This window comes from Wolbachia endosymbiont (group A) of Opomyza germinationis, assembly GCF_964264765.1.
Lineage (GTDB): Bacteria > Pseudomonadota > Alphaproteobacteria > Rickettsiales > Anaplasmataceae > Wolbachia > Wolbachia pipientis.
In genome coordinates this window covers 1,020,263-1,041,703 of record NZ_OZ183482.1, presented here as the reverse complement: position 1 = coordinate 1,041,703, position 21,441 = coordinate 1,020,263, and the positions used below count along the sequence as shown (strand labels likewise).

19 protein-coding genes, 2 tRNA genes and 3 pseudogenes are annotated in these 21,441 nt (G+C 34.4%); 14 read left to right on the top strand and 10 right to left on the bottom strand.

The window, feature by feature from the left end:
- Positions 1-100 precede the first annotated feature (100 nt).
- From ACFEL3_RS05165 to apaG, 5 genes and pseudogenes are all read right to left on the bottom strand, one after another.
- Complete coding sequence (locus ACFEL3_RS05165; protein WP_007550709.1) at positions 101-829, bottom strand: Rpn family recombination-promoting nuclease/putative transposase; 729 nt, start codon at positions 827-829, stop codon at positions 101-103.
- Complete coding sequence (gene ltrA / locus ACFEL3_RS05160; RefSeq protein ID WP_006280223.1) at positions 826-2,373, bottom strand: group II intron reverse transcriptase/maturase; 1,548 nt, start codon at positions 2,371-2,373, stop codon at positions 826-828. The genes ACFEL3_RS05165 and ltrA overlap by 4 nt, the downstream gene beginning before the upstream one ends.
- Positions 2,374-2,410: 37 nt before the next feature.
- A complete protein-coding gene (locus ACFEL3_RS05155) occupies positions 2,411-2,554 on the bottom strand; it encodes a hypothetical protein (protein ID WP_173862902.1) in 144 nt (47 codons plus the stop codon).
- Positions 2,555-3,008: 454 nt separating this feature from the next.
- Positions 3,009-3,254: pseudogene (locus tag ACFEL3_RS05150) on the bottom strand (PD-(D/E)XK nuclease family transposase); the annotation flags it as partial.
- Positions 3,255-3,577: 323 nt separating this feature from the next.
- Complete coding sequence (apaG, locus tag ACFEL3_RS05145) at positions 3,578-3,979, bottom strand: Co2+/Mg2+ efflux protein ApaG (RefSeq protein WP_007549064.1); 402 nt, start codon at positions 3,977-3,979, stop codon at positions 3,578-3,580.
- Positions 3,980-4,075: 96 nt separating this feature from the next.
- On the opposite strand from apaG, the gene ACFEL3_RS05140 reads away from it, so the two are divergent.
- Complete coding sequence (locus ACFEL3_RS05140; protein WP_010082017.1) at positions 4,076-5,140, top strand: 5-(carboxyamino)imidazole ribonucleotide synthase; 1,065 nt, start codon at positions 4,076-4,078, stop codon at positions 5,138-5,140.
- A gap of 958 nt (positions 5,141-6,098) precedes the next feature.
- Here the strand turns inward: ACFEL3_RS05140 and ACFEL3_RS05135 are convergent.
- Positions 6,099-7,292, bottom strand: coding sequence for a bifunctional 2-C-methyl-D-erythritol 4-phosphate cytidylyltransferase/2-C-methyl-D-erythritol 2,4-cyclodiphosphate synthase (locus ACFEL3_RS05135; protein WP_010963060.1), 1,194 nt, complete (start codon positions 7,290-7,292; stop codon positions 6,099-6,101).
- Positions 7,293-7,555: 263 nt separating this feature from the next.
- Here ACFEL3_RS05135 and ACFEL3_RS05130 point away from each other — a divergent pair, with 263 nt between their 5' ends.
- The 7 genes from ACFEL3_RS05130 (at position 7,556) to ACFEL3_RS05100 (ending at position 13,170) form a co-directional block, all read left to right on the top strand.
- Positions 7,556-8,620: an AI-2E family transporter gene (locus ACFEL3_RS05130; RefSeq protein ID WP_010963061.1), complete on the top strand. Its 1,065-nt coding sequence runs from the start codon at positions 7,556-7,558 to the stop codon at positions 8,618-8,620.
- Between the two features lie 129 nt (positions 8,621-8,749).
- A complete protein-coding gene (locus tag ACFEL3_RS05125) occupies positions 8,750-9,385 on the top strand; it encodes a DnaA ATPase domain-containing protein (RefSeq protein WP_006280257.1) in 636 nt (211 codons plus the stop codon).
- 205 nt (positions 9,386-9,590) lie between these two features.
- Positions 9,591-9,761, top strand: a complete 171-nt coding sequence (locus ACFEL3_RS05120) for a hypothetical protein (RefSeq protein WP_007549057.1) — start codon at positions 9,591-9,593, stop codon at positions 9,759-9,761.
- Positions 9,751-10,737 (top strand): site-specific tyrosine recombinase, encoded by a 987-nt coding sequence (locus ACFEL3_RS05115; RefSeq protein ID WP_138264755.1) that lies wholly within the window; start codon positions 9,751-9,753, stop codon positions 10,735-10,737. Before ACFEL3_RS05120 ends, ACFEL3_RS05115 begins: the two co-directional genes overlap by 11 nt.
- 55 nt (positions 10,738-10,792) lie before the next feature.
- The gene (locus ACFEL3_RS05110) at positions 10,793-11,518 is read left to right on the top strand and encodes a lysophospholipid acyltransferase family protein (protein WP_010963063.1); all 726 of its coding nucleotides are present in this window, start codon (positions 10,793-10,795) and stop codon (positions 11,516-11,518) included.
- 51 nt (positions 11,519-11,569) lie between these two features.
- Complete coding sequence (rpsT, locus tag ACFEL3_RS05105) at positions 11,570-11,839, top strand: 30S ribosomal protein S20 (RefSeq protein ID WP_010081981.1); 270 nt, start codon at positions 11,570-11,572, stop codon at positions 11,837-11,839.
- Between the two features lie 80 nt (positions 11,840-11,919).
- Entirely contained in the window at positions 11,920-13,170 is a 1,251-nt protein-coding gene (locus ACFEL3_RS05100; RefSeq protein ID WP_010081982.1) for a citrate synthase, read from the top strand.
- 189 nt (positions 13,171-13,359) lie between these two features.
- Here ACFEL3_RS05100 and ACFEL3_RS05095 read toward each other — a convergent pair.
- Together ACFEL3_RS05095 and ACFEL3_RS05090 are read right to left on the bottom strand one after the other, a co-directional pair.
- Positions 13,360-13,544, bottom strand: a pseudogene (locus ACFEL3_RS05095) (IS4 family transposase); the annotation flags it as partial.
- Positions 13,545-13,681: 137 nt separating this feature from the next.
- Positions 13,682-14,640: pseudogene (locus ACFEL3_RS05090) on the bottom strand (transposase); the annotation flags it as partial.
- A gap of 321 nt (positions 14,641-14,961) precedes the next feature.
- Between ACFEL3_RS05090 and ACFEL3_RS05085 the strand changes: the two are divergent.
- The 3 genes from ACFEL3_RS05085 (at position 14,962) to ACFEL3_RS05075 (ending at position 17,279) form a co-directional block, all read left to right on the top strand.
- Positions 14,962-15,318, top strand: a complete 357-nt coding sequence (locus ACFEL3_RS05085) for a hypothetical protein (RefSeq protein ID WP_223823154.1) — start codon at positions 14,962-14,964, stop codon at positions 15,316-15,318.
- Between the two features lie 24 nt (positions 15,319-15,342).
- Complete coding sequence (locus ACFEL3_RS05080; protein WP_010963066.1) at positions 15,343-15,645, top strand: hypothetical protein; 303 nt, start codon at positions 15,343-15,345, stop codon at positions 15,643-15,645.
- 107 nt (positions 15,646-15,752) lie between these two features.
- On the top strand, positions 15,753-17,279 hold the full coding sequence (locus tag ACFEL3_RS05075; protein WP_015589410.1) for an acyl-CoA carboxylase subunit beta: 1,527 nt from the start codon (positions 15,753-15,755) through the stop codon (positions 17,277-17,279).
- A 53-nt stretch (positions 17,280-17,332) separates the two neighbouring features.
- Here ACFEL3_RS05075 and ACFEL3_RS05070 read toward each other — a convergent pair.
- Positions 17,333-17,405: transfer RNA gene (locus ACFEL3_RS05070), tRNA-Thr, on the bottom strand.
- Positions 17,406-17,652: 247 nt separating this feature from the next.
- Here ACFEL3_RS05070 and mutM point away from each other — a divergent pair.
- Positions 17,653-18,468 carry a bifunctional DNA-formamidopyrimidine glycosylase/DNA-(apurinic or apyrimidinic site) lyase gene (mutM, locus tag ACFEL3_RS05065; RefSeq protein ID WP_010963068.1) on the top strand — a complete coding sequence of 272 codons (816 nt, stop codon included), beginning with the start codon at positions 17,653-17,655 and terminating at the stop codon, positions 18,466-18,468.
- Between the two features lie 16 nt (positions 18,469-18,484).
- Complete coding sequence (pdxH, locus tag ACFEL3_RS05060) at positions 18,485-19,078, top strand: pyridoxamine 5'-phosphate oxidase (protein WP_022626142.1); 594 nt, start codon at positions 18,485-18,487, stop codon at positions 19,076-19,078.
- 3 nt (positions 19,079-19,081) lie between these two features.
- Here the strand turns inward: pdxH and ACFEL3_RS05055 are convergent.
- A tRNA-Met gene (locus ACFEL3_RS05055) sits at positions 19,082-19,158 on the bottom strand.
- Between the two features lie 62 nt (positions 19,159-19,220).
- Between ACFEL3_RS05055 and ACFEL3_RS05050 the strand changes: the two genes are divergently transcribed.
- Positions 19,221-21,383 carry a ComEC/Rec2 family competence protein gene (locus ACFEL3_RS05050; protein ID WP_265017999.1) on the top strand — a complete coding sequence of 721 codons (2,163 nt, stop codon included), beginning with the start codon at positions 19,221-19,223 and terminating at the stop codon, positions 21,381-21,383.
- The last annotated feature ends 58 nt before the right edge of the window (positions 21,384-21,441 follow it).

Genomic DNA, 21,441 nt, shown 5'->3' with positions numbered 1-21,441 from the left:
TTTATAAAATTGACATGAAAGTATAAAGATAAATAGGCTAAATGTACTTATCACCTGGTCAGGCTGCAGCATTATTTCGTGTAACCGTTTGCGGGTCCACTTAATTCTGCAATTCTTTGATCTCACTCATGGAGAGGCCAGTAAACTTAACAATAGTGGTGACATCAACATTATTAGCTAGCATTGTTTTTGCAACTTCAATTTTTCCTTCCTTTTTAGCATCATCAAGTTTTTGTTCAAGAACAGCCCGTTCATCACGAATACGTTTTATTTCCTGTTCGTAGGCAATAAATTCTTTCTCTGACCAGTTGAATCTATTTAGTTCTTCATATGCCTTTTTAATTATTACATCACTACCTATTATCTTTTCCAATTCTTCTTCACTAGTTTCATCTGCATATTTAAAATAATAGATCCATTTTTCAACTATACTCTCCAATTGGTCTTCTTTAGTTTTAGGAAATTTTGGTAACTCAATAAATGTAAAATAAAAATCTTTTAAATCATGTTCATAGCTATCTTTGTCTAACATTACATGATCTGACTTATACTCAGATTTATTAGGAAAGAGAATACAATCAGCAATAGCTATAAAAATGATTTCTTTAAGACCCTGATATTGATCACCTTTATCAGCTTGCCTTGAATAAGCTTTAGCAGCGTAATATTGAGCGCGTTTTTCAAAGCCTTTAGTTTTGGCAACTTGGTTAGGTAAGGAAGTAGTATTGCTACTACTCCCTCCCTTAGAAACGCAGCATGCAGGTTTCCCCACACTACGCTTGAGCCCCTTATCTAAGTCCTTCTTTTCTCGAACCGGCTTGTCCTTCATGATTCCTCAGAAAACATCATTCTTAATGGTGACACCAACAGTAGAGAACCTTCTCTTGAGAAAGAGCTTGCTAACATTTTTGTTTGTTTCACTCTTTCATCAAAATACTTTTTCCATTTTAAGTCAAGTGGATTTGCATCCGCCCTGATTTTAACATGTCGTCTGATAGGTATATCAATCAACCTAAGCAGTCTTAAATACCTTATCTCTTTCGGTTTGTTCTTGCATATGGGTGCAGCAAAGACCCATTGGCGTTGTTTCATTACCTTGAAGTAACGATTCTTTATCCAACGTAATCCTTTACGAGGATGTCTTTTCTTTGCCCATTTCCATAGAGCACACATAATTTCATGGTCTATTTTGTTAAAAGCTCTTTTCGCACACACATGGCTGTAGTAATTTCCCCATCCCCTTAATAGGGAATTGAGCAACTTGATTAGTACGGCCTGAGTGTTCGCTATGTTTGCCTTTATCAATGTACGTGCTTTATTAAGAAGTTTCTTAATACTTTCTTTTGAAGGTTTTATAATTAACTTCTTATTATACCTGCGTACATTACAACCAAGAAAGTCAAACCCTGTTGTAATAGATGTAATTTTTGTTTTCTCTTCGGAAAGGATAAGACCTCTCTCCTGAAGAAAGGACGATACTAGAGGTTTTACTTCATTTTCCAGTACTTCACGTGTGATTCCTGAAATGATAAAGTCATCTGCGTACCTGATTACATTTACTCCACTTCTGATTTTGCTTCTTCTTTTACTGCCAAGTTTACCAAATTGACTTTCCAATGATTTTTCAAGTCCATTTAGGGCTAGATTTGCTAGTATTGGAGAGATGATACTACCTTGTGGGGTACCTGCAGTTGTGGAATACAGAGTTTTTGATTCTAGGAAGCCAGCTTTTAACCAGCTATGAAGAATTTTCTTCTCCATAGGAATATGCTTCATGAGCCATTCATGGTTAATGTTATCAAAACACCCTTTAATATCACCTTCGAGTATCCATTGTAGTTGGTTACGGCTTGCCAGTAACAAGTGACAAGCCACAGTAGCGTCTGCGCAGGATCTTTTTGGTCTAAAACCATAAGAGTGACGATCACTGATCGTTTCAGCTATCGGTTCCAAAGCAAACAAGTATAATGCTTGCATGGCTCTATCTTTTATCGTAGGGATTCCAAGAGGTCTTCTTTTGCCATTAGACTTACTGATGTATATCCGTTTTAGCGGAGAAGGTTTGTATCCTCTTTGTTTTAATAGCTTTATTCCTTGAAATTTTGTGTTGCAAGTTGACCATATTTGACGATCTACACCTGCTGTGTTTTTTCCTTGGTTTTCAGTTACTCTCTTAACCGCCAAAGCTTTGCCGCTAAAAGAGCGTGTGAGAAGGTGTTGTAAAGTTTTCACCTTACCCCATCTGCCTTGTTGGACAGCCTTAACAATACGCCTCTGTAGCCTCATAACAACTTTTTGGCATTTCTTCCAGGGTAACTGGTTCCATGCTTCGGAGTTATTGGTAGGTGCACTTACAGTTGTACTTGTAATCATCTGCTTTCCTACCTTAAGTGGTTAACAAAGTTTCTTGTCATGAGGGACCAAATGGAAGTCTGCTCGTTTTCACGCGAATTAATGTTACAAATTCTATCCATTTCGTTACAAAATGGCATTCGCTTTCTCCATTATCCTTTACCTGCACATCCATCAGCATTCCTTGCGGGTTGCCTGCCATATAGGCGAAAATACAGGCTTATCCTGTTCCTTTTGTCATACAATAGTGGGTTAGGTGGCTTCTCTATACCGGTGGAATTATTATTTGCGTACATCCAGAAATGAAAAATGTAACTCATCCACATTACCTTTTGGTCGGAGCTTATCAGCATCTTTAGCTCTTTAATCGTTACGATACTTATGAAGCTTCACTTACGTTCACCATACCACTAAGCCTAGCCCTCCAACCACATGATGCTTGTAGTTTATGCTTTCTCTCACGATTGAGCATCTTCTTTATCAAGAGGAGGTTCATTGTCCGCGTCGCTCGGCACCAACTGGTTACCCAATTCGCACTGATGCGTAGACTCAGATGGCAAAACATCTGGTTCAATAAGCTTTAGAATCCTTTCAGTTTCTTTCTGAATGAATTCCTCTCCTTTTAAACAATATGACCGAAGGCTTTCAGGTCGCACCATTTCTGCTATATATCTATTTCCGTGAGAATCCTTGCAGAGAACATCAACAATACTTTGTTTATCAGAGGCAACTTCGGGATCCATAATAGTGCTAAGAAACTCAACTTCTTGTATTGCATTTATCTCAGTAAACCCTAAAATATCGTTCAAAAAGTGGATCAGGATATTCTTATTTTTTTCCGTTCCAAAGATTTTTTTGAAACACAAATCATTGCGAGGATCGAGAAATTTTGAAAGAGCCATAGCCAAAGTGCTTAAAAATATTAATAATTATACACTATTATTAACAATTATTCAACCATATTTTTGAAGATAGCTATAGCTAACACGTCATAACCGCCACGAACCGTCATACCGCGATTCATTCGCGGTATCTTAGCATAGATCCCGCTAACAAGTAGCGGGATGACGAGCTTATCGTCATGCCGCCGCGAACCGTCATACCGCGATTCATTCGCGGTATCTTAGCATAGATCCCGCTAACAAGTAGCGGGATGACGATTGTGTATCGTGCTTTGCTAAAAATCACAGAATGCAGTCTGGTTACAAATAAACTATTTTGACAGTTAATGGGGTCTAGTTTTGATGTATGGACTATCCAAAGAAAAGGGTGGTATCATAACTTCAAAAACTTTTATGCTTTCTTCATTCAGAAATTCATACTTACCCTGCATTATTCCTGACGGTACATTTAAGTATGTTCCACTTGTGTATTTAAATACCTCTCCAGATTTTATCACAGGTTGTTCTCCGATAACACCAACTCCGGCAATTTCATTTACTTTTCCCTTATAATCTATTATTTGCCAATGACGACTTAACAATTGAATAGTTGATTGGCTTTTGTTTTTTATCTTAACGTTATACATCCATACATAGCAATTTTCATAAGGAATGGATTGCTCTTCAATATAAATTGGTAAAACTGTAACTTCAACAAAGTTGGTAGTTAGTGTGTATTCTATCATTATAAAATATTCATGATAAGAAAATAGTATTTTAATTATATACTTTTTTCATAGATTTTTCAAGTATACTTTAATTAGGAAATATCAATTTATAGTATGAATGAACCAGATGCGCTGAGCAAAAAAGTAATAGGAATAATAGGTGGTGGACAATTAGGTAAAATGACTGCTATCGCTGCAACAAAACTTGGACAAAAAATACATGTTTTTGCCAGTGCTAAAGACGATCCAGCTTGTTCTATTGCTGATGATTTCACAATAGCAGATTTCTCTGATAAGAAAGCGCTTGAATCTTTTGCACAGAGTGTGGATTTGGTCACTATTGAGTCTGAAAATATTCCATGTAGTGCAATTGATATCGATGTAAATTTTTATCCGGGTAAAAAAGCGTTACACATTGCGCAAAATAGGCTTAGAGAGAAAGATTTCATTAGAAGCTTGAGTATAAAAACTGCTGAATACAAAAGTATACAAAATTATAATGAGCTACTGAAAAGCAGTAGAGCTTTTGGCTATCCAACAAGGCTGAAAACAACAGAAATGGGTTATGATGGAAAAGGGCAATATGTGCTTGAGAATGATTCTGAAGTGAAGCAATTTGCTTCCTTTGATTGGAATACAGAGTACATTCTTGAAGCAAGTGTTGATTTACTGAAAGAGGTTTCAATAGTCGTTGCAAGAGATAAAAACGGTAAAGTAGCTTTTTTTCCTATAGCAGAAAATTACCACGTTGATGGAATACTTGATACTTCAACAGTGCCAGCTAAAATAGATAGTAAATTAACTCAAGAGGTACAACGAGCTGCAAAGAAAATAGCAAATGCGCTTGATGTAATAGGAATTCTGGCTATTGAATTTTTTGTTACTAAGGATAACGAATTGTTAGTTAATGAACTAGCTCCAAGACCTCACAATTCTTGCCACTGGAGCTTGGATGCATGTAACGTTAGTCAATTTGAACAGCTAGTTAGGATAATATGCGGGCTACCTATGCAGGAAGTAGTATTACGCTTTCCTTGTATGACGAAAAATATAATAGGTAATGATATATATGATTCTCATAAGTATTTGAGCAACGAAAAAGCTAGTTTAACCATATATGGGAAAAAAGAGGTTAGGGATAAGCGTAAAATGGGACATGTCAATATAGATTTAAGTTAACAGTTTTTCTACGTCATACCGCCACAACTGTACGAACATTGTGATATGATGAGATGTTACATAGTAAACGGTGTCATTCTAGCACCTCTTTTCCCGTCATCCCGCTGCTTGTTAGCGGGATCTCATTTCACTTTGTGAAGGTGTCATCCCAGCACCTCTTTTCCCGTCATTCCGCTGCTTGTTAGCGGGATCTCATTTTACTTTATGAGGGTATCATCCGAGTAGCCCCTTTCTCGTCATCCCGCTGCTTGTTAGCGGGATCTCATTTCACTTTATGAAGGTGTCATTCGAGTAGCCTGACTACTTGGATCCAGGAATTTTATTAAGTTGGTAAGCATAAAAGTGGCTGATCTTATGTTAAAACACAACGTTCTTGATGAGATTACAGCAAGGCTGGATTCCAGCGTCAGCTACTTGAATGACAGCAGTCCTACGTCATGCCGCCGCGGTATCTCTAGATCCCGCTAACAAGTAGCGGGATGACGATTGTCGTTTAGCCATAAATGTTTAAGAAATTTACCAAACGAAAAAAAAGGCAAAAGAAGCCCCGTGGTTGGCTAGTTACTTACATTATACTTTCAAGTATGGCGTTTTTTTATTCTAAACGTTTAATAACCGCGATTCATCTGCTTTTAAGCCGCAACTAATCTAAATTATAAACATTAAGAAATTTACTAAACAGAAAAAAAGGCAAAGAAAACCTAGGGTAGCTAATTACTCACTATCCATTTTTTAAGTTGGCGTTTTTTGATGTTTTAAATGCTTTATAAGCGCATTTTAGCTTGTATAGCTAGAAATTTGATAAAGACATAAGGTGCACATAGTGCAAAAAATTAAACATGAGACGCCAAATACGTTGAGTTTTTTTGTCATTTAATCTGTACAGAGAAGATAAATAAATAGCTTCAGTTTCATGATAAGGGGGCTGGCGAAGGGTGTCAAGTAAGTTTTTTCGTTTCTATTTCCAATAAAAGTTTGTATGCAATAACACAGAAGCATGCACTGCTATTCCTTCATTTCTTCCAATATAACCTAATTTCTCTGCAGTGGTTGCTTTGATATTTACAAATTCATCATCAATTTCTAATGCTTTTGATATGAATTTCTTCATTTCTACTTTGTAAGGCGATATTTTAGGCTCTTCACAAACTATAGTAATATCTAAATTAGACACGCTGTACCCTTTTTCTTTTGCTTTTTTAGCAGCAAAGTCAAGAAAGTGAGATGAATTGCAATCTTTCCATTCAGAGGAACTAGGAGGAAAGTGCTCTCCTATGTCGCCACATCCCAGTGCTCCGAGTATTGCATCAACGATTGCATGTATTGCAACATCACCATCAGAGTGCGCTTCTATTGCCATGTTGTGTTCAATTTTCACACCGCAAATTTTTATAAAGCTTTCAGCACCATTTTGAACTTTAATGAACTTATGTATATCATAACCGGCTCCGACACGAAATTTTGGCTCTTCAAAAAGAAGCTTTGCCATATTGATATCCTCTTTTGTGGTTAACTTAAAATTGCTTTTCTCACCTTTAATAATCGCAACATGTTTTTTGTGCTCTACCATTAGTGATGAATCGTCAGTAAATTCTTTGACTGATTGATGGCATGATAATAATTCTTTGAAATTAAAAATTTGAGGGGTTTGTATGGCTCTGAGCTTTCCTCTTGAAATCGTAGATTCAATAAAACTATTACTCACCAATGACATAGTGTCTTCAACTTCTATTGCTGGAACTACTCCTGTATATTGATCATTAATCATAGATTCAACCAAGTTATCTATCAGAACATCTGACACAAAAGGCCTACAAGCATCGTGTATAACTACAAAATCTGGGTTAATTTTTTGTAAGCTTTCAAGCCCTAGTTTAACTGAACTTTGCCTGTTTTCTCCTCCGTATACAGGGCTTAGTAATTTAGTGTCTGTAATTAGTGATATAGCTTTCTCATAGAAACTTTCATGGTCTCTATTAATTGCTATTCTTATGTAATCTATATATTGGTTAGCCAGAAATCTTTTAATTGTATGAAATAAAACAGATTTACCTGCCAGTTTTATATATTGCTTAGGAATCGTAGAATTGCATCTACTGCCTACTCCCGCTGCAACTATTAATGCTGCTATTTTGTATTTCTTAGCGCACATATTTCTTTTTGTAGAAGCTTTCCTCTCTATCCAAGATTCTTTCCGAAAAATAAAATTTCTGACATCATATAAAAGTTACTTCCCCTATTAACTAGCATAATTATAATAGCAAAAGAGATATTTAGAGAGCTCAAAATCTATCTTTGCCTGCGGATTAAACAACTAAATTTTAGTAAAAAATGATAGTATTACAAATCGTAAAATACTTTCAACATAGGAAAAATAAATTGCATATTTTTCAGTAAATTAGCTATGCTAAACACATGCAAAAACGTCATATAACTATTTGTTTCATACTGCTTTTTATAATAGGGATGTTATTCCTGATGCGTCCTATGATTTTTCCATGTTTAATATCTATTATTATTGCATATTTGTTTAATCCGCTAGTAGTCAAGTTTGAAAAGTATAGAATACCACGTTCATGTTCTGTAATTTTTATAATACTTATTTTATTAATAGCTTTTATACTAGTCATAACATTTGTTTTACCTATTATATATGTTCAAATTACTTCAATATTAAATTTCTTAGTGAGTAAAGTGCCTTCATTAAAGTTTAAAGTAATCCCCTCTGTATTAGAATTTCTTAATATGAAAATCGAGGATAGCTTATTTGATCATTTATCTAAAAATCTAGCAGAAAATTACAGCAACTATGTATCTTATTTCATGAATGCTCTTGATATTGCTAGTAACTTTATAATCCAAGTGTTAAGTTCAAGCTTTAACACGGTATCATTAATGGTGATTACTCCTGTAGTGTTTTTCTATATATTACGTGATTGGCCTTTAATTATAGAAAAAGCTAGTAAATTAATCCCTATTCCTTACAGAGGAAAAATTGCAGATTATTTTTCCAAAGTGGATTTCATTATATCTAATTATCTAAAGGGGCAGGTAAATGTATGTATTGTCATGATGGTCTTTTACTCTGTGAGTCTGAGCATAATTGGATTGGAACACTCTATTGTTATTGGAATTTTATCAGGAATGTTAACGTTCATACCTTACGTAGGGCCATTATTATATACCATTATTGGGTTTTTGAGCGCTATCACTCAATTTAGTGGATGGTTTGAAAGTGCTGCTGTTTTGCTATTATTTGGTGTTGGACAATTAATAGATTCAAATATATTAGTTCCTTTATTAATAGGAAAAAAAGTTCATATACATCCAACTGTAATTATTCTGGGAATTACTATATGCGCTTCATATTTTGGATTTACAGGTATATTACTTTTTATTCCAATAATAGCAATGTTCAATGTATCAGTAGAATATGCAATCAATAAATATTTTAAAAGTGAGCTTTATAAAAACGGCTAACAGACCTTTTGCATAATCAATTTATGGTAAGAGGAGAAATGAGCCCAGAATACCTGACACATTTGAGGAGCGTAAGTAAATTTCTGCGCAAAAATTACTACCAGAAAGAGGTTACGTAAGAGGTTCAACGTGCAATTAAATTTATTTAACAACAATCAAGCTGATTATAGCCGGCAAAATTACATCATCTTAGATGAAAATAAGCACGTATATAATTCGGTAGTTAATGATTTATCTTGGAAATGTCTGATTCTTTTTGGACCTAAAAGCTCCGGTAAAACTCATCTTGCTCATATTTGGCAATCAATAAACGATGCAATCTTTATCAATGTGAATAACTTCGTAAGCGAGATTAGGTATAGCGATGCTTTTATTTTAGAAGACGTACAAAACATTAAAGATGAAGCCATGTTATTACATTGTTACAATTACATGAAAGAAAACGACAAGAGGCTGCTAATCACTTCTTCAATTTCACCAAAAAAGCTTAACTTCAAACTAAGAGATTTAAGTTCTCGAATATTATCAACTATCAGCGTAAAAATTTTGCCTGCAAGCGAGGAATTATTAAGAATTATGCTAATAAAACGATTTTCAGATAAACAGTTAAAAATTGATTTAAAAGTGATTAATTATATTTTAGCAAGAATAGAACGTTCTTTCTATAGCATTGATAAAATTATAGAAAAGATAGATAATGAATCTATAGGGTCAAATGTGACCGTTCCTTTTATTAGCACTTTATTAAAAAAAGATGCCATTTGATTTCTTCTTTTGTAAAGGTGTATATTAAAAATTTATTAACACCCATAACACTAACGTAATTGGAATCTCTACCTGTCCATGTTAGAATTATAATCAATGTTATGTTATAATAAATATAGATAGATACAGCTAAGAAGTATTCTATATTTATAGTAGAGCTCACTTTATAAGGTGTTTTTTATAGATTTAACGTTATAATTTAACTATGATAAGAGTAAGATTAAATTTAAGAAAAAGGTTAAAGCAAAAGTTTGTGATGTTCACTCTATTGATAAATGCTTTATTTGTCTCATATTTTCTCATAAGAAACACAGGGAACACTTCTAATCAAATTATAGCCAAAGAAATAAATATAGGAACTGATAATGAAAAATAAACAGTCGCAAAATAAAAAAGAAAATCTTTACATAACATATTACATAGATGCTTTAGCTTCAGAGAGGTCCGCTGCACAAAATACTCTGGAAAGTTATCGTTCGGATTTACACCAGTTTGAAGAATTTTTATTGGAAAGCGGCACTACCTTGGTTGGTGTAAACAAAACCAATATTAAAGATTATGTGAAATCTTTATGTACACAAAAAAAATATAAAAGTAGCTCTATATCAAGAAAAATATCCGCTATGAAAAATTTTTACAAGTGTCTATTTAATGACGGAATAATAGATTTTAATCCAGCGCCGGCTAATGATGCTGAATTAAAGAATCCAAAAGTTTCTCGTCCTTTGCCTAAGTATTTAAGTGTCGAAGAAATATTTTTGCTAATAGACACAGTGAGAAAATCAGCAAGCGAATCGAATAAAGAGATAAGCAGTAAAAGGCTATGTGCGATTTTAGATATCCTTTACTCTTCTGGAATGCGTGTTTCTGAACTAATTAGTATGAAATTATGTGAAGTGTCACATTTAATAAACAGTAATAACAAAGAATGCTATATAATAATAAAAGGAAAAAGTGGTAGAGAGAGGCAAATTCTTTTTAATGAACAAGCATTGCAGAGCCTTAGAAATTATTTATCAGTTCGTGATAATCTGATCTCTAAAGAAAAGGAATCCGATTGGCTATTCCCAGGTGATAAACCTAATAAACCAATTACAAGGCAGAGGGTCGGTCAATTAATGAAGGAGTTGGCAAGAAAATGCAATATTGATGAAAATAAGATCTCTCCACACGTGGTTAGGCATTCTTTTGCTACCCATCTACTAAATAGCGGAGCAAATATTGTGTTGATACAGAAAGTTCTTGGCCATACTAACCTTTCTACAACACAAATATATACTCATATTGCTAACGAAAAGTTAAAGGACAAATTAGCTGATTCGCATCCTATTACTCAGATGATCAATAATTAAATTTATTGTTTTTAATTTGTAATAAAGTTAAATTTAAATAAATTTATGTGAGTTTGTGATTTCAAGTTTATTGTTTAATTTCTTTCTTATATTATGGGAGGTATTCTATACTTTCATTACTCTCCCTGTAATTTTCTTTTCTGAGTGTGTAATAACCATTTTCCTCGTCTGTTCGGTGAGAGTTGTATTATTCATGCTGCGTTTATTATGTGGCATTAAATATGAAGTGAGGGGAATGGAAAACATCCCTAAGCAACCTTTTATCATTGCATCTAAACACCAATCTCCATTTGAAACATTTATTTTTATACTACTATTTAGAAAAGCGGTTTTTATTTTAAAACGTGAATTGAAATGGATTCCATTCATTGGTTTGCATCTTATAGCGCTGAAAATGATTTTTATTAACCGTTCAGATGGTATCAGTTCTATACGCCATATAATCAAACTAGCAAAAATGCGTATAAAAGAAAATAGAAGCATAATAATATTTCCTGAAGGTACAAGAACAACTATAAACCAAAATATAAAATATCAACCAGGTATTGCTGCTTTATATAGCGTATTATCTGTTCCTGTGTTACCGGTTGCTTTAAACACTGGTTTGTTTTGGCCAAAAAGCATACTTTCTCTGAGAAAGAATCCCGGAAAGGCAGTAATAGAAATATTGCCCCCAATATATCCTGGGTTAAACAAAAATGAATTCTTGCAAAGTTTAGAAAAAATTATTGAAGAGAGAAGCAGTAGATTAACCATAGGAAAAACTGATATTGCAAATTAACAAAAAAACTTTATAATTAAAAGAAAAGTACAGTATTTTAGGTATTAATATATGGCAAATCATAAGAGTGCTAAAAAAATGATAAAGGTAATAGCAAAGCGCACTTTAATAAATAAGATGCGGAAAAGTAAAACTCGCACTGCTATTAGAAATTTGGTTGATATAATCAAGTCTGGCGACAAAGAAAATGTTGTTCTGGCATTTCGGAATGCTGAATCTAATTTACACAAGTGTGTGAATAAAGGTGTTATTCATAGGAATACCGCTGCGCGTAAAATAAGTCGCTTAAATGCAAAAGTAAAAGCATTGATGACCGCTTAATACGGTTAATGTAAAGTTAACTGTATTAATATATACTCCTCAGTTTGTATATTCTGTATAAAATTTAAGTAGCTTAAGTGATGGATAAAAAAGTGCTATTAGAACTAAGTAATGGATTAAAAATCGAGCTACCTGTATTAAGCGGAACAACAGGTCCTGATGTGTTAAATATCAAGGATTTATATAAGATGACAGGATTATTCACTTACGATCCAGGGTTTGTTTCTACAGCTTCATGCTCTTCTACAATTACATTCATTGATGGAGATGAAGGAGTTCTTAAATATAGGGGACATAATATAGCTGATTTGGCAGAGAATAATAATTTTACTGCTGTGATTTATTTATTGCTCTATGGTGAATTACCCAGTTCAGAGCAACACAAAAAATTTCTTCTCAAAATACAAGAATCATCCAAAGTATCAGAGCAAGTTACAAATGTAATTAAAGCATTTCCAAAAACTGCTCACCCTATGTCAATCTTAGTTGCATGTTTTGCAAGTTTGTCAGCATCTTATCATGAAAAGCATGGCAACAATGTCAATGGTGAAGACCTAGATTTTGGAATTTCTGCAATAGCGCAAGTTTCCACAATTATTGCAATGATTTATAGGCATATCAACAATCAGGAATTCATAAATGCTAACAATGAATTAAGTTACAGTGAAAATTTCTTAAAGATGATATTTGGCGATGCTGTTGATAATGATAAAAGCGCCCTTTTTGCAAAAGCTCTGGATAAAATATTTACTCTCCATGCTGATCATGAACAGAATGCTTCTACGGCGGCTGTCAGATTGGTGGGATCGGCTGGTTCTAATCTGTTTGCAAGCCTCTCTGCAGGAGTTGCTACACTTTGGGGACCAGCACATGGTGGAGCTAATGAGGCAGTTATAAATATGCTAAAAGAGATAGAGCAAAGTGGAGATATAGATAAATTCATCGAAAAAGCTAAAGATGATAAAGATCCATTTAAATTGATGGGATTTGGACATCGTGTTTATAAAAATTATGATCCGCGCGCGCGTATATTGGAAGGCGCTTGCCATGAGGTTCTAAGTAAACTAGAACAAAATAATGAACTGCTTAAAATTGCAAAAAAACTTGAAGAAATAGCTTTAAAGGATGAATATTTTATCGTGCGTAAGTTATATCCAAATGTTGATTTTTACTCAGGTATAATAATGAATGCTATTGATATCCCCTCAAATATGTTCACGCCTATTTTTGCACTTGCAAGAACCACTGGTTGGGTTACTCAGTGGTATGAAATGATAAATGATAAAGAAACTAAGATCTGTAGACCAAGGCAACTCTATTTTGGTAAATAAATTTATTTTCACTTCATTAGACTTCTTGCATAACCCAAACTAAGTAGAAAAAAGGTGTCATCCGAGTAGCTGACACTGGTTCCTTTACGACGGAAGTGTCCAGAGGTGTCATTCCAGTCTGGAATCCAGAAAAAAGGATGGTGTCATTCCGTATCCGTTCAGCCAATGGCGTCAACTTAAGAACTTTCATTAGCAAACTCTCCTAAAGACATGATGGCGTTTAGGCTTATCTACTTTATTGCGGCTGTCCCGGTCGGATTTTAACTTTAGCGCGTATACTTAAAAAGGGCTTGAAAGTTTTTTGGCGCAATAAGTACCTGATAGAGTTTCTGCCTCATTACACCAAATAAAACTGAAAAATTTAAACGATACTCATACCAATTCTCATTATTAGTGAATCAAATAAGCGATATTGTAGAGTTATTTAATTGTGGAGTGAGAAAGAAAGGCAATAGTATGGCTTTTTTTCCATTGTTATCTATCCGTTTATTGTGCAGTGGGAATTGGTATCAGTAATTTGATCTGGGTTCCAAGGCCCTTGTGCATCACACATATGAAGCGATAATATATTGCACATGACCAAGTTTGCCCAAAATTCTTGTAATACAGCCTCTCCAGAAAAATTCTCTAACTCTGCTCCTACTTTGAGTCGTTTATAGCACTCCTCTATGTGCCACCTTAACACATAAGCTTTGCTCCAAAGTCTCGGTCAAAAACTCTGTTTCTCAGTTGGCTAATGTCAGCACTATAACTCTTACTTTCTGTCCTTTCATTTTATTTTTTAGCTTTTCATTTTCTAATATAAAATCAAAATCTAATTCGCCAGCGTTCCCATAGCTTACTATAATTTCTTTTTTGCAAGCGAAAAATAAAATCTACTTCCAAATTATAATGCTGCTGAATGAATTTTACTGAAGACGATCATAGATAAATAATAATTTCTCTTGATTTAATAAACGCATTTGAGTGATAACTTCGGGTAATTGCTCTGCCGCCAACGTTTGTTCACCTATATTCCAAGCTGCAAGACGAGCACTGCAAATCAATGAAGTACACAAATCAACAAACAAATTGCCAATGGTGCCTGTTGTTCCATTTGGTTCAAACTCGGATACAATTTCCCCAGAGCTGGGTAATCTCATACCAGAACCATCTGCTGCAATAAGTCTATAGCCTCTCCAACTCAGGTTCATCCTGATAGGCTGTTTGGATGCTTAGATTCTTGAAAGCCTGTATGGCAAATCTTATACCTTGCTTTAGAAAAAGCTTGCTTTGAGGGTACATGTCAATGGCTCCATAAGTTCACATTCTATTCCCAAACTTTTTTTAACTAACTTTAAAATCATAGAAAATACTGTCGAAAAAGGAAGTTTTCTTGTTCGTGTAAAACTCAACACAATGGATTTTCTGAAAAGTTTTCGAGTATATTGCATTTTTAATTTGTAAGATAAGATCTTTTCCTTTTTGCATGCCTCACCTAAAAAAGACACATTTTAAACTTTTTTGTTGCAATAAAATAGAAACAAAAGTGCTGTCCCTTGCACTCTTTGGATAATTTAATGATAAAAAATTTAGAGAGAAATTTTATATACTATCGCTGATATTTTTCCTTAAGTTGACGCCATTGCCTGAACACTTACCTAATGATGAAGCTATCGAAAACATAGCAAAGAGACTTCAAAAATCTATAGACGATGCAAAAAAGCACAAGGTCATGTTTAGTGTTGATGTATTCCAAGGAGAAAAAAGTCATCAATAATAGATTATTCGATACTGATCTTATACCACCTCATGGAGCAAGATAAAAATGTTACTGAGACTGGAAAAGAAAAACTACGGCCTCTTATGTTAGAAATGTTTAATCTAGTTTCAACAGGCACTGATGTGAGCCAAGAAGTTCGGAGATTATTGCCAGAAGATATACTGAAAGAACGCGGCGAATATTTGTCACGTCTAAAACAAATTGTAAGTGATAGTATTGAAAATGACAAAAAAAAAGGAATTGTAGTAGAAAGAGATAATAAATTTTATTATGTACAGTGTCCAGAAAAAAGTGTGATCACTCCTGCAAAATTTATGAACTCCCCGGAATTTAAGGACTTAGAATATGGTGCATTGCGAATAGGAGAAGGAGATAATCTAATCTGAATAAAAAGCTGGCAATATCATGATATGCAAGGCAAAGTAAAAATGACCTTTAGGGTAGGCGATGAAAAGATCGAAATGATTTTATCTTCTGAAAAAGCTGAAAGTTTTGGTAAAATAATGGTACATATGGATGACAAAAGTTGTGAAATCTTCTCAAAGTACCTAAAAGAGCTAGAAAAAGAACCTCGTATAAGCAAGGTTGTTGAAGCTGCTAAAAGTTTTGCACAAACGAAAAGCAGTGCAGTTAGTCCACCTCTTTCTAATATGAAAAGAGTTGACACATCGCAACATTTTCAAAGTAGTGACCATGAATCACCAGAGCATTAACAATTATCATACATACATTGTTGCATATAGCAATAGTGTATGTGTATAGTTAGTAGGGTTTGTAAACTTAATAAAGTCTACAACTAATTTGAAAACTACTTTATTGTATGCAAGACTTTAAAATACTAGAAAATCTAAAAACCAAAGCACTAGAAGCTGAAAAAGGAGGCGGTTCTGACAGGATTACCAAACAACATGAAAAAGGGAAATTAACTGCTAGAGAAAGGCTCAGTATATTGCTCGATGAAAGTTCTTTTGCAGAATACGATAAATTCGTAAAACATCATGCAAATGATTTTGGCATGCAAAATGCTAATTTTTTAGGTGATGGGGTAGTGATTGGTCATGGTACTATTTATGGCAGAAAAGTTTTTGTTTATTCTCAGGATTTTACTGTCTTTGGTGGTTCACTTGGTGCGTCACATGCAAAAAAAATATGCAAAATTATGGATATGGCAATTAATGCCAGAGTTCCAATTATCGGACTAAATGATTCTGGTGGAGCCAGAATTCAGGAAGGAGTAAATTCTCTTGCTGGTTATGGAGAAATTTTTCAAAGAAACGTAAATGCATCGGGTGTTATACCACAAATTTCTTTAATTATGGGCCCATGTGCAGGAGGTGCAGTTTATTCCCCAGCATTAACTGACTTTACTTTCATGGTGAAAAACAGTTCATATATGTTTATAACCGGGCCAGATGTAGTAAAAAAGGTTACCTACGAAGATGTAAGTTTCGAAGACCTCGGTGGAGCAAAAATTCATACAAGCAAAACAGGAGTAGCGGATTTTGCATTCAATAATGATGTTGAAATGCTGCTAAAAATGCGTGAATTCTTTACTTTCTTACCAGCAAATAATCAAGAATCACCAAAATCTGCACCAATCTGTAATGATGTTGACGACATTGATGAATCCTTAAACACTCTAATTCCTACCAATCCTAATACTCCTTATGATATGTATGAACTCATTGAAAAAGTTTGTGATGAAAGGAATTTCTTTGAACTGAAACCTGATTTTGCTCGTAATATCATAACTGGTTTTGGTAGAATTGGAGGAAATACTGTCGGTATTGTTGCAAATCAACCTATGCACCTTGCAGGATGTTTGGATATTGATTCTTCAAGAAAAGCTGCGAGGTTTGTAAGGTTTTGTGACGCATTTAACATTCCGATCATCACACTTATTGATGTTCCAGGATTTTTGCCGGGTACAAATCAAGAATACAATAATATAATACAACACGGAGCGAAACTGCTTTACGCTTACGCTGAAGCGACCGTGCCGAAAATTAGCCTTATCACTAGAAAAGCGTATGGTGGTGCATACATTGTTATGAATTCGAAACATCTAAAAGGTGATATAAATTATGCCTGGCCAACTGCTGAAATAGCTGTGATGGGCCCTGAAAGTGCAGTTGAGATTATATTTCGACACGAAAAAGATCAGCAAACGTTAATTAAAGAATATAAAGAAAAATTTGCTAACCCATTTTTTGCTGCATCATATGGATACATTGATGACATTATAGTGCCAAGTAAAACAAGGTATCACTTTTGTAAAGCATTAGAGCTACTCAAAAACAAGAAGGTAGAAAGGATATGGAAAAAGCATGACAACTTACCTCTGTAACTTTCTTCTAAGCCTTGCTTACAAGTTATGCAATATTATAAGTATAATCAGTGTGCCGTTACCAAGACTCGAACTTGGGACCTCGTCATTACCAATGACGTACTCTACCACCTGAGCTACAACGGCAAGTTTATATATTATGATAATGAATAACACAAAAAAGAATAAGGAAAAAGAAGAGGAGAAAAAAAGATTAGCGAAAGCTTTAAAGCAAAATATTTTGAAAAGAAAAAAGCAGCAACAGAGTAGACAGAGAACCCTTTCAAAACTCGTTTGTGGTGAGGAATTTTTAGGAGAAAGCACCGCAGAATACTCGAATGTATTTGAGAACGACAAAATTACCATCAGAAACTTAAGTTTTGAAGGAGGTATCATGCCAGAACTACCGGAAGTGGAAGTAATCTCTAATTTTTTGCTTGATAAAATTAAAAACAAGCAAATCAGTAATGTTATAGTGAATAATTGGAATTTACGTGCCCCAATAACAAAAAATATTGATGATATGCTAAAGGGCAAAGTCATACGCAACATCAAGCGTAGAGGTAAGTATACCATCTGGAATACAGATGGTAGTGTGGCTGTAATCATACATCTTGGCATGAGCGGAAAGCTTATATATGCTGACCACGATCAAATGCGGAATAAGCATGATCACGTGGTATTTTTATTTTCTGACAATACTTCAATAATTTTTAATGACCCAAGAAGATTTGGATTAGTTATCGTTTTAAATAAAGAACAAGAAACGGATTTTTTTAGCGATTTTGGAATAGAGCCCCTCACGGATGAATTCAGTGGAGACTATTTACAGGAGTTGCTGAAAAACAAAAAAGTGAATATCAAATCAGCGTTAATGGACAATAAATCAATAGTTGGCGTAGGCAACATATATGCTTCTGAGAGCTTGTTTAGAGCCCGTATATCACCACTCAGGTCAGCAAAAAACTTGACCTATAGAGAGTGCGAAAAACTTGCTGCTGAAATAAAAAATACTCTGAGTGATGCAATTGCTGCAGGTGGTTCAACACTGAAAGATTATGCACAGCCATCTGGATCTGCTGGATACTTTCAAAATAACTTTTACGTATATGGTAAAGTTCAAAAACCTTGCAAGATTTGCAATAATATCATAACACTTATACGACAAAATGGCCGTAGCACTTATTTTTGCAACGCGTGCCAGAATTAAGATTTTATTTTTTGATATGATATTTTCACTTGAAAAAGATCCATTTGATTTGTTTTCAAAGTGGTACAAAGCAGTACTTAATTCTCCGTGTGAACAACCAACTGCAATGACGCTAGCAACTTGTAGCAAAGACTGTATTCCATCTGCAAGAGTGGTATTACTAAAGGAATATAGCAAAGAAGGTTTTGTGTTTTTCACTAACGTAAACAGTAAAAAAGGGAAAGAATTGACTGAGAACCCCAAAGCTGCGTTAGTGTTTCATTGGATAGAATTTGCTAGGCAAGTGCGAATTGAAGGAGAGGTTAAACTTCTAAACGATGAAAGAACTGACAAATACTTCTCTTCTCGAGCGCTGGGTAGTCAAATTAGCGCATGGTGCTCAAAACAATCGAGCATTCTGAAAGATTGGCAAGATTTTGAGCAAGCTATAAAATTGAAGGAAAAAGAATTTCACAATACACAAGTTTCTCGTCCTGATTTTTGGGTGGGATTTTGCGTAATCCCAAAAGTAATTGAATTTTGGCAAGAAGGTGAATATAGGAAGCATATTAGATTTAGATACACTCTTGTTGAGGGAAGCGATTGGAAAGTGGAACAACTATATCCTTAAAAATGGTTGCGGGAGTAGGATTTGAACCTACGACCTTCAGGTTATGAGCCTGACGAGCTACCGAGCTGCTCCATCCCGCGTCGTTGCTTATTTAGTTATTATATATACAAATAATGAAAAAAGAAAAATAAAATTTCACCACATGCAAATATCGACACACTTATTAACTTTTCTTGACATAATAGTTAGTTATATACGTAACAATCTGCGCAATGAACAATATAACTTGATACTGTGGTTTCCTGTTCTTCAGTGTGCAGGAATTTTAACATATTTTTCCCTAAGTTTTGAACCAAGCTGCATATCTATTTTTCTTTTGCTTTTACCCACACTAATTTTGATTGCAATATTATACAGAAAGTACGCAATATTATGCATTGCTTTAATTGCAGTGCTCATAGGATTTACAGCCAGTAAATTAAGAACAGCTTTAGTTGATACTCAAATTCTTGATAAAGAGAGGTATGTAAAAAATATCGTTGCCACAGTGAAGGATATTAACGACAGGGGCTCATATAAACAATTTCTGCTTTCTGTTGAAAAATCCCCTACTATCTCAAAATCCTCTCCTGTCATCCCAGCGCCCCCTTTTGTCATCCCAGTACTTGATACTGGGATCCAGAAAAAAAAGATATGGATTCCAGCGTCACGCGCTGGAATGACACCGGATAGAGCTCTAGATAACATCAGAATATCAGTTAGAACCAAAGTGGAAAAAGGCATTAAAATAGGCGATCAAGTAAAATTATCAGCAAAACTCTTCCCTCTAAAGATTGCACCTTCGGAGTATGCATACGATTTTGCAAGAATAGCATATTACCAGAAAATAAGTGCAACAGGTTTTGCAACAAGCAAAATAGCCCTACACAAAAAGGCTGAAGCAAGGCAATTTCTAGAGTATATAGAATCTTTCCGTCAATACATTTATGAAAACCTGCAGCAAAATATCAAAAAACCACATGCGGATATAATCTCTGCATTACTGATCGGTAAAAAAGATGGCATAGATCAAAAAACTATGGACGCGATACGAGATTCAGGTATAGCACATTTGTTTGCCATATCTGGTTTGCATTTATCATTTGTTGCTGGTCTGTTTTTTGTAGTGTTTCGTAATTTATTCGCAATATCTGAAACTTTGACTCTTAAGTATAACACCAAGAAAATATCTGCATTCCTTACTATCTTGCCAACCACGTTTTATTTATTGATTACCGGTATGCAAATTTCTGCTCAGCGTGCCTACATTATGGTGATTTTAGTACTCGTTGCAATAATGATAGAGAGAAAATATCGAGGGTTAATAGCAATTGCGTTTGCTGCTTCAGTGATACTCTCAGTAGAACCAGAAGCAATTTTAAAGCCTGGCTTTCAGATGTCATTTTCTGCTGTTTTGGCACTGGTTGCCAGTTATCAAATTAATGCTAATAAGTTGTTCAAAATAAAAATAATGAAATATTTTGTGTCGATAATGATCAGCTCAGTAATAGCAAGTTTAGCAACTGTTCCGTATACGATATATAATTTTAATTATTTTTCAATTAGTGGCATTATCACAAATTTAGTTGCTATACCAATAGTTACATTAATTATTATTCCACTTGGAATAATCTATGTTTTGTTGATTCCTTTGGGTGTTGAATGGATTATAGCGCCATTTATAGAGCGCCCAATTGACAGCATTTTGTATATAACAAATGCAATCGCTAGTCTTCAGTATTTGGTTATTCCCATTCGTACTTTTCCTGCCTCATCAATTATTATAATAACATTTGGGTTATTGTGGCTGTGCTTGTGGGAAAGAAATTGGCGTTTCTTCGGAATTTTCTTTATTGTGCTGGGTATTTTCTCTAGTGCTATGTATAGAACTCCTGATATCTTGATAAATGCTGATAATGTTGCTGCAAAGGAGAGTGATAACTTACTATATTCTCTCACCAGAAAAAATAGGAACTTTGTTGTCAAAACATGGGCGAAGCAAAATGGGCAGAACCAAATTTTGAATCATAAAAAATACAATAACTCAGATAAAAGGCTAAAGTGTAACGATTATGGCTGCATATATAATAAAGGAAATAATAAATTAGTGCTGCTAGCTTATAAAAAAGAAGATATTTCAGAAAATTGTGATAAAGTTGATTTAACAATTCAATTAAGTGAATTCGACTATTCAGCTTGCAACGCTAAAATTATTAAACATGCTGATCTAGAAACGTATGGCACACATTCTGTTTGGTTAACAAATCGTTACGTAAAGATTAATACAGTGCGCTCCAATAGGCCTTGGCACATGTTGAAAAATTAAGAAACTTGATTTTAAGGTTTGGTTAACGTATACCTAAATAAGTTTAAACTAGAAAAAT

Bases quoted from the DNA above. Each gene is read 5' to 3' on its own strand.
- ACFEL3_RS05165 (WP_007550709.1), bottom strand. From the start codon at position 829: ATGAAGGACAAGCCGGTTCGAGAAAAGAAGGACTTAGATAAGGGGCTC.
- ltrA (WP_006280223.1), bottom strand. From the start codon at position 2,373: ATGATTACAAGTACAACTGTAAGTGCACCTACCAATAACTCCGAAGCA.
- ACFEL3_RS05155 (WP_173862902.1), bottom strand. From the start codon at position 2,554: ATGGCAGGCAACCCGCAAGGAATGCTGATGGATGTGCAGGTAAAGGAT.
- apaG (WP_007549064.1), bottom strand. From the start codon at position 3,979: ATGATAGAATACACACTAACTACCAACTTTGTTGAAGTTACAGTTTTA.
- ACFEL3_RS05140 (WP_010082017.1), top strand. From the start codon at position 4,076: ATGAATGAACCAGATGCGCTGAGCAAAAAAGTAATAGGAATAATAGGT.
- ACFEL3_RS05135 (WP_010963060.1), bottom strand. From the start codon at position 7,292: ATGTGCGCTAAGAAATACAAAATAGCAGCATTAATAGTTGCAGCGGGA.
- ACFEL3_RS05130 (WP_010963061.1), top strand. From the start codon at position 7,556: ATGCAAAAACGTCATATAACTATTTGTTTCATACTGCTTTTTATAATA.
- ACFEL3_RS05120 (WP_007549057.1), top strand. From the start codon at position 9,591: ATGATAAGAGTAAGATTAAATTTAAGAAAAAGGTTAAAGCAAAAGTTT.
- ACFEL3_RS05115 (WP_138264755.1), top strand. From the start codon at position 9,751: ATGAAAAATAAACAGTCGCAAAATAAAAAAGAAAATCTTTACATAACA.
- rpsT (WP_010081981.1), top strand. From the start codon at position 11,570: ATGGCAAATCATAAGAGTGCTAAAAAAATGATAAAGGTAATAGCAAAG.
- ACFEL3_RS05100 (WP_010081982.1), top strand. From the start codon at position 11,920: ATGGATAAAAAAGTGCTATTAGAACTAAGTAATGGATTAAAAATCGAG.
- ACFEL3_RS05085 (WP_223823154.1), top strand. From the start codon at position 14,962: ATGGAGCAAGATAAAAATGTTACTGAGACTGGAAAAGAAAAACTACGG.
- ACFEL3_RS05080 (WP_010963066.1), top strand. From the start codon at position 15,343: ATGCAAGGCAAAGTAAAAATGACCTTTAGGGTAGGCGATGAAAAGATC.
- ACFEL3_RS05075 (WP_015589410.1), top strand. From the start codon at position 15,753: ATGCAAGACTTTAAAATACTAGAAAATCTAAAAACCAAAGCACTAGAA.
- mutM (WP_010963068.1), top strand. From the start codon at position 17,653: ATGCCAGAACTACCGGAAGTGGAAGTAATCTCTAATTTTTTGCTTGAT.
- pdxH (WP_022626142.1), top strand. From the start codon at position 18,485: ATGATATTTTCACTTGAAAAAGATCCATTTGATTTGTTTTCAAAGTGG.
- ACFEL3_RS05050 (WP_265017999.1), top strand. From the start codon at position 19,221: ATGCAAATATCGACACACTTATTAACTTTTCTTGACATAATAGTTAGT.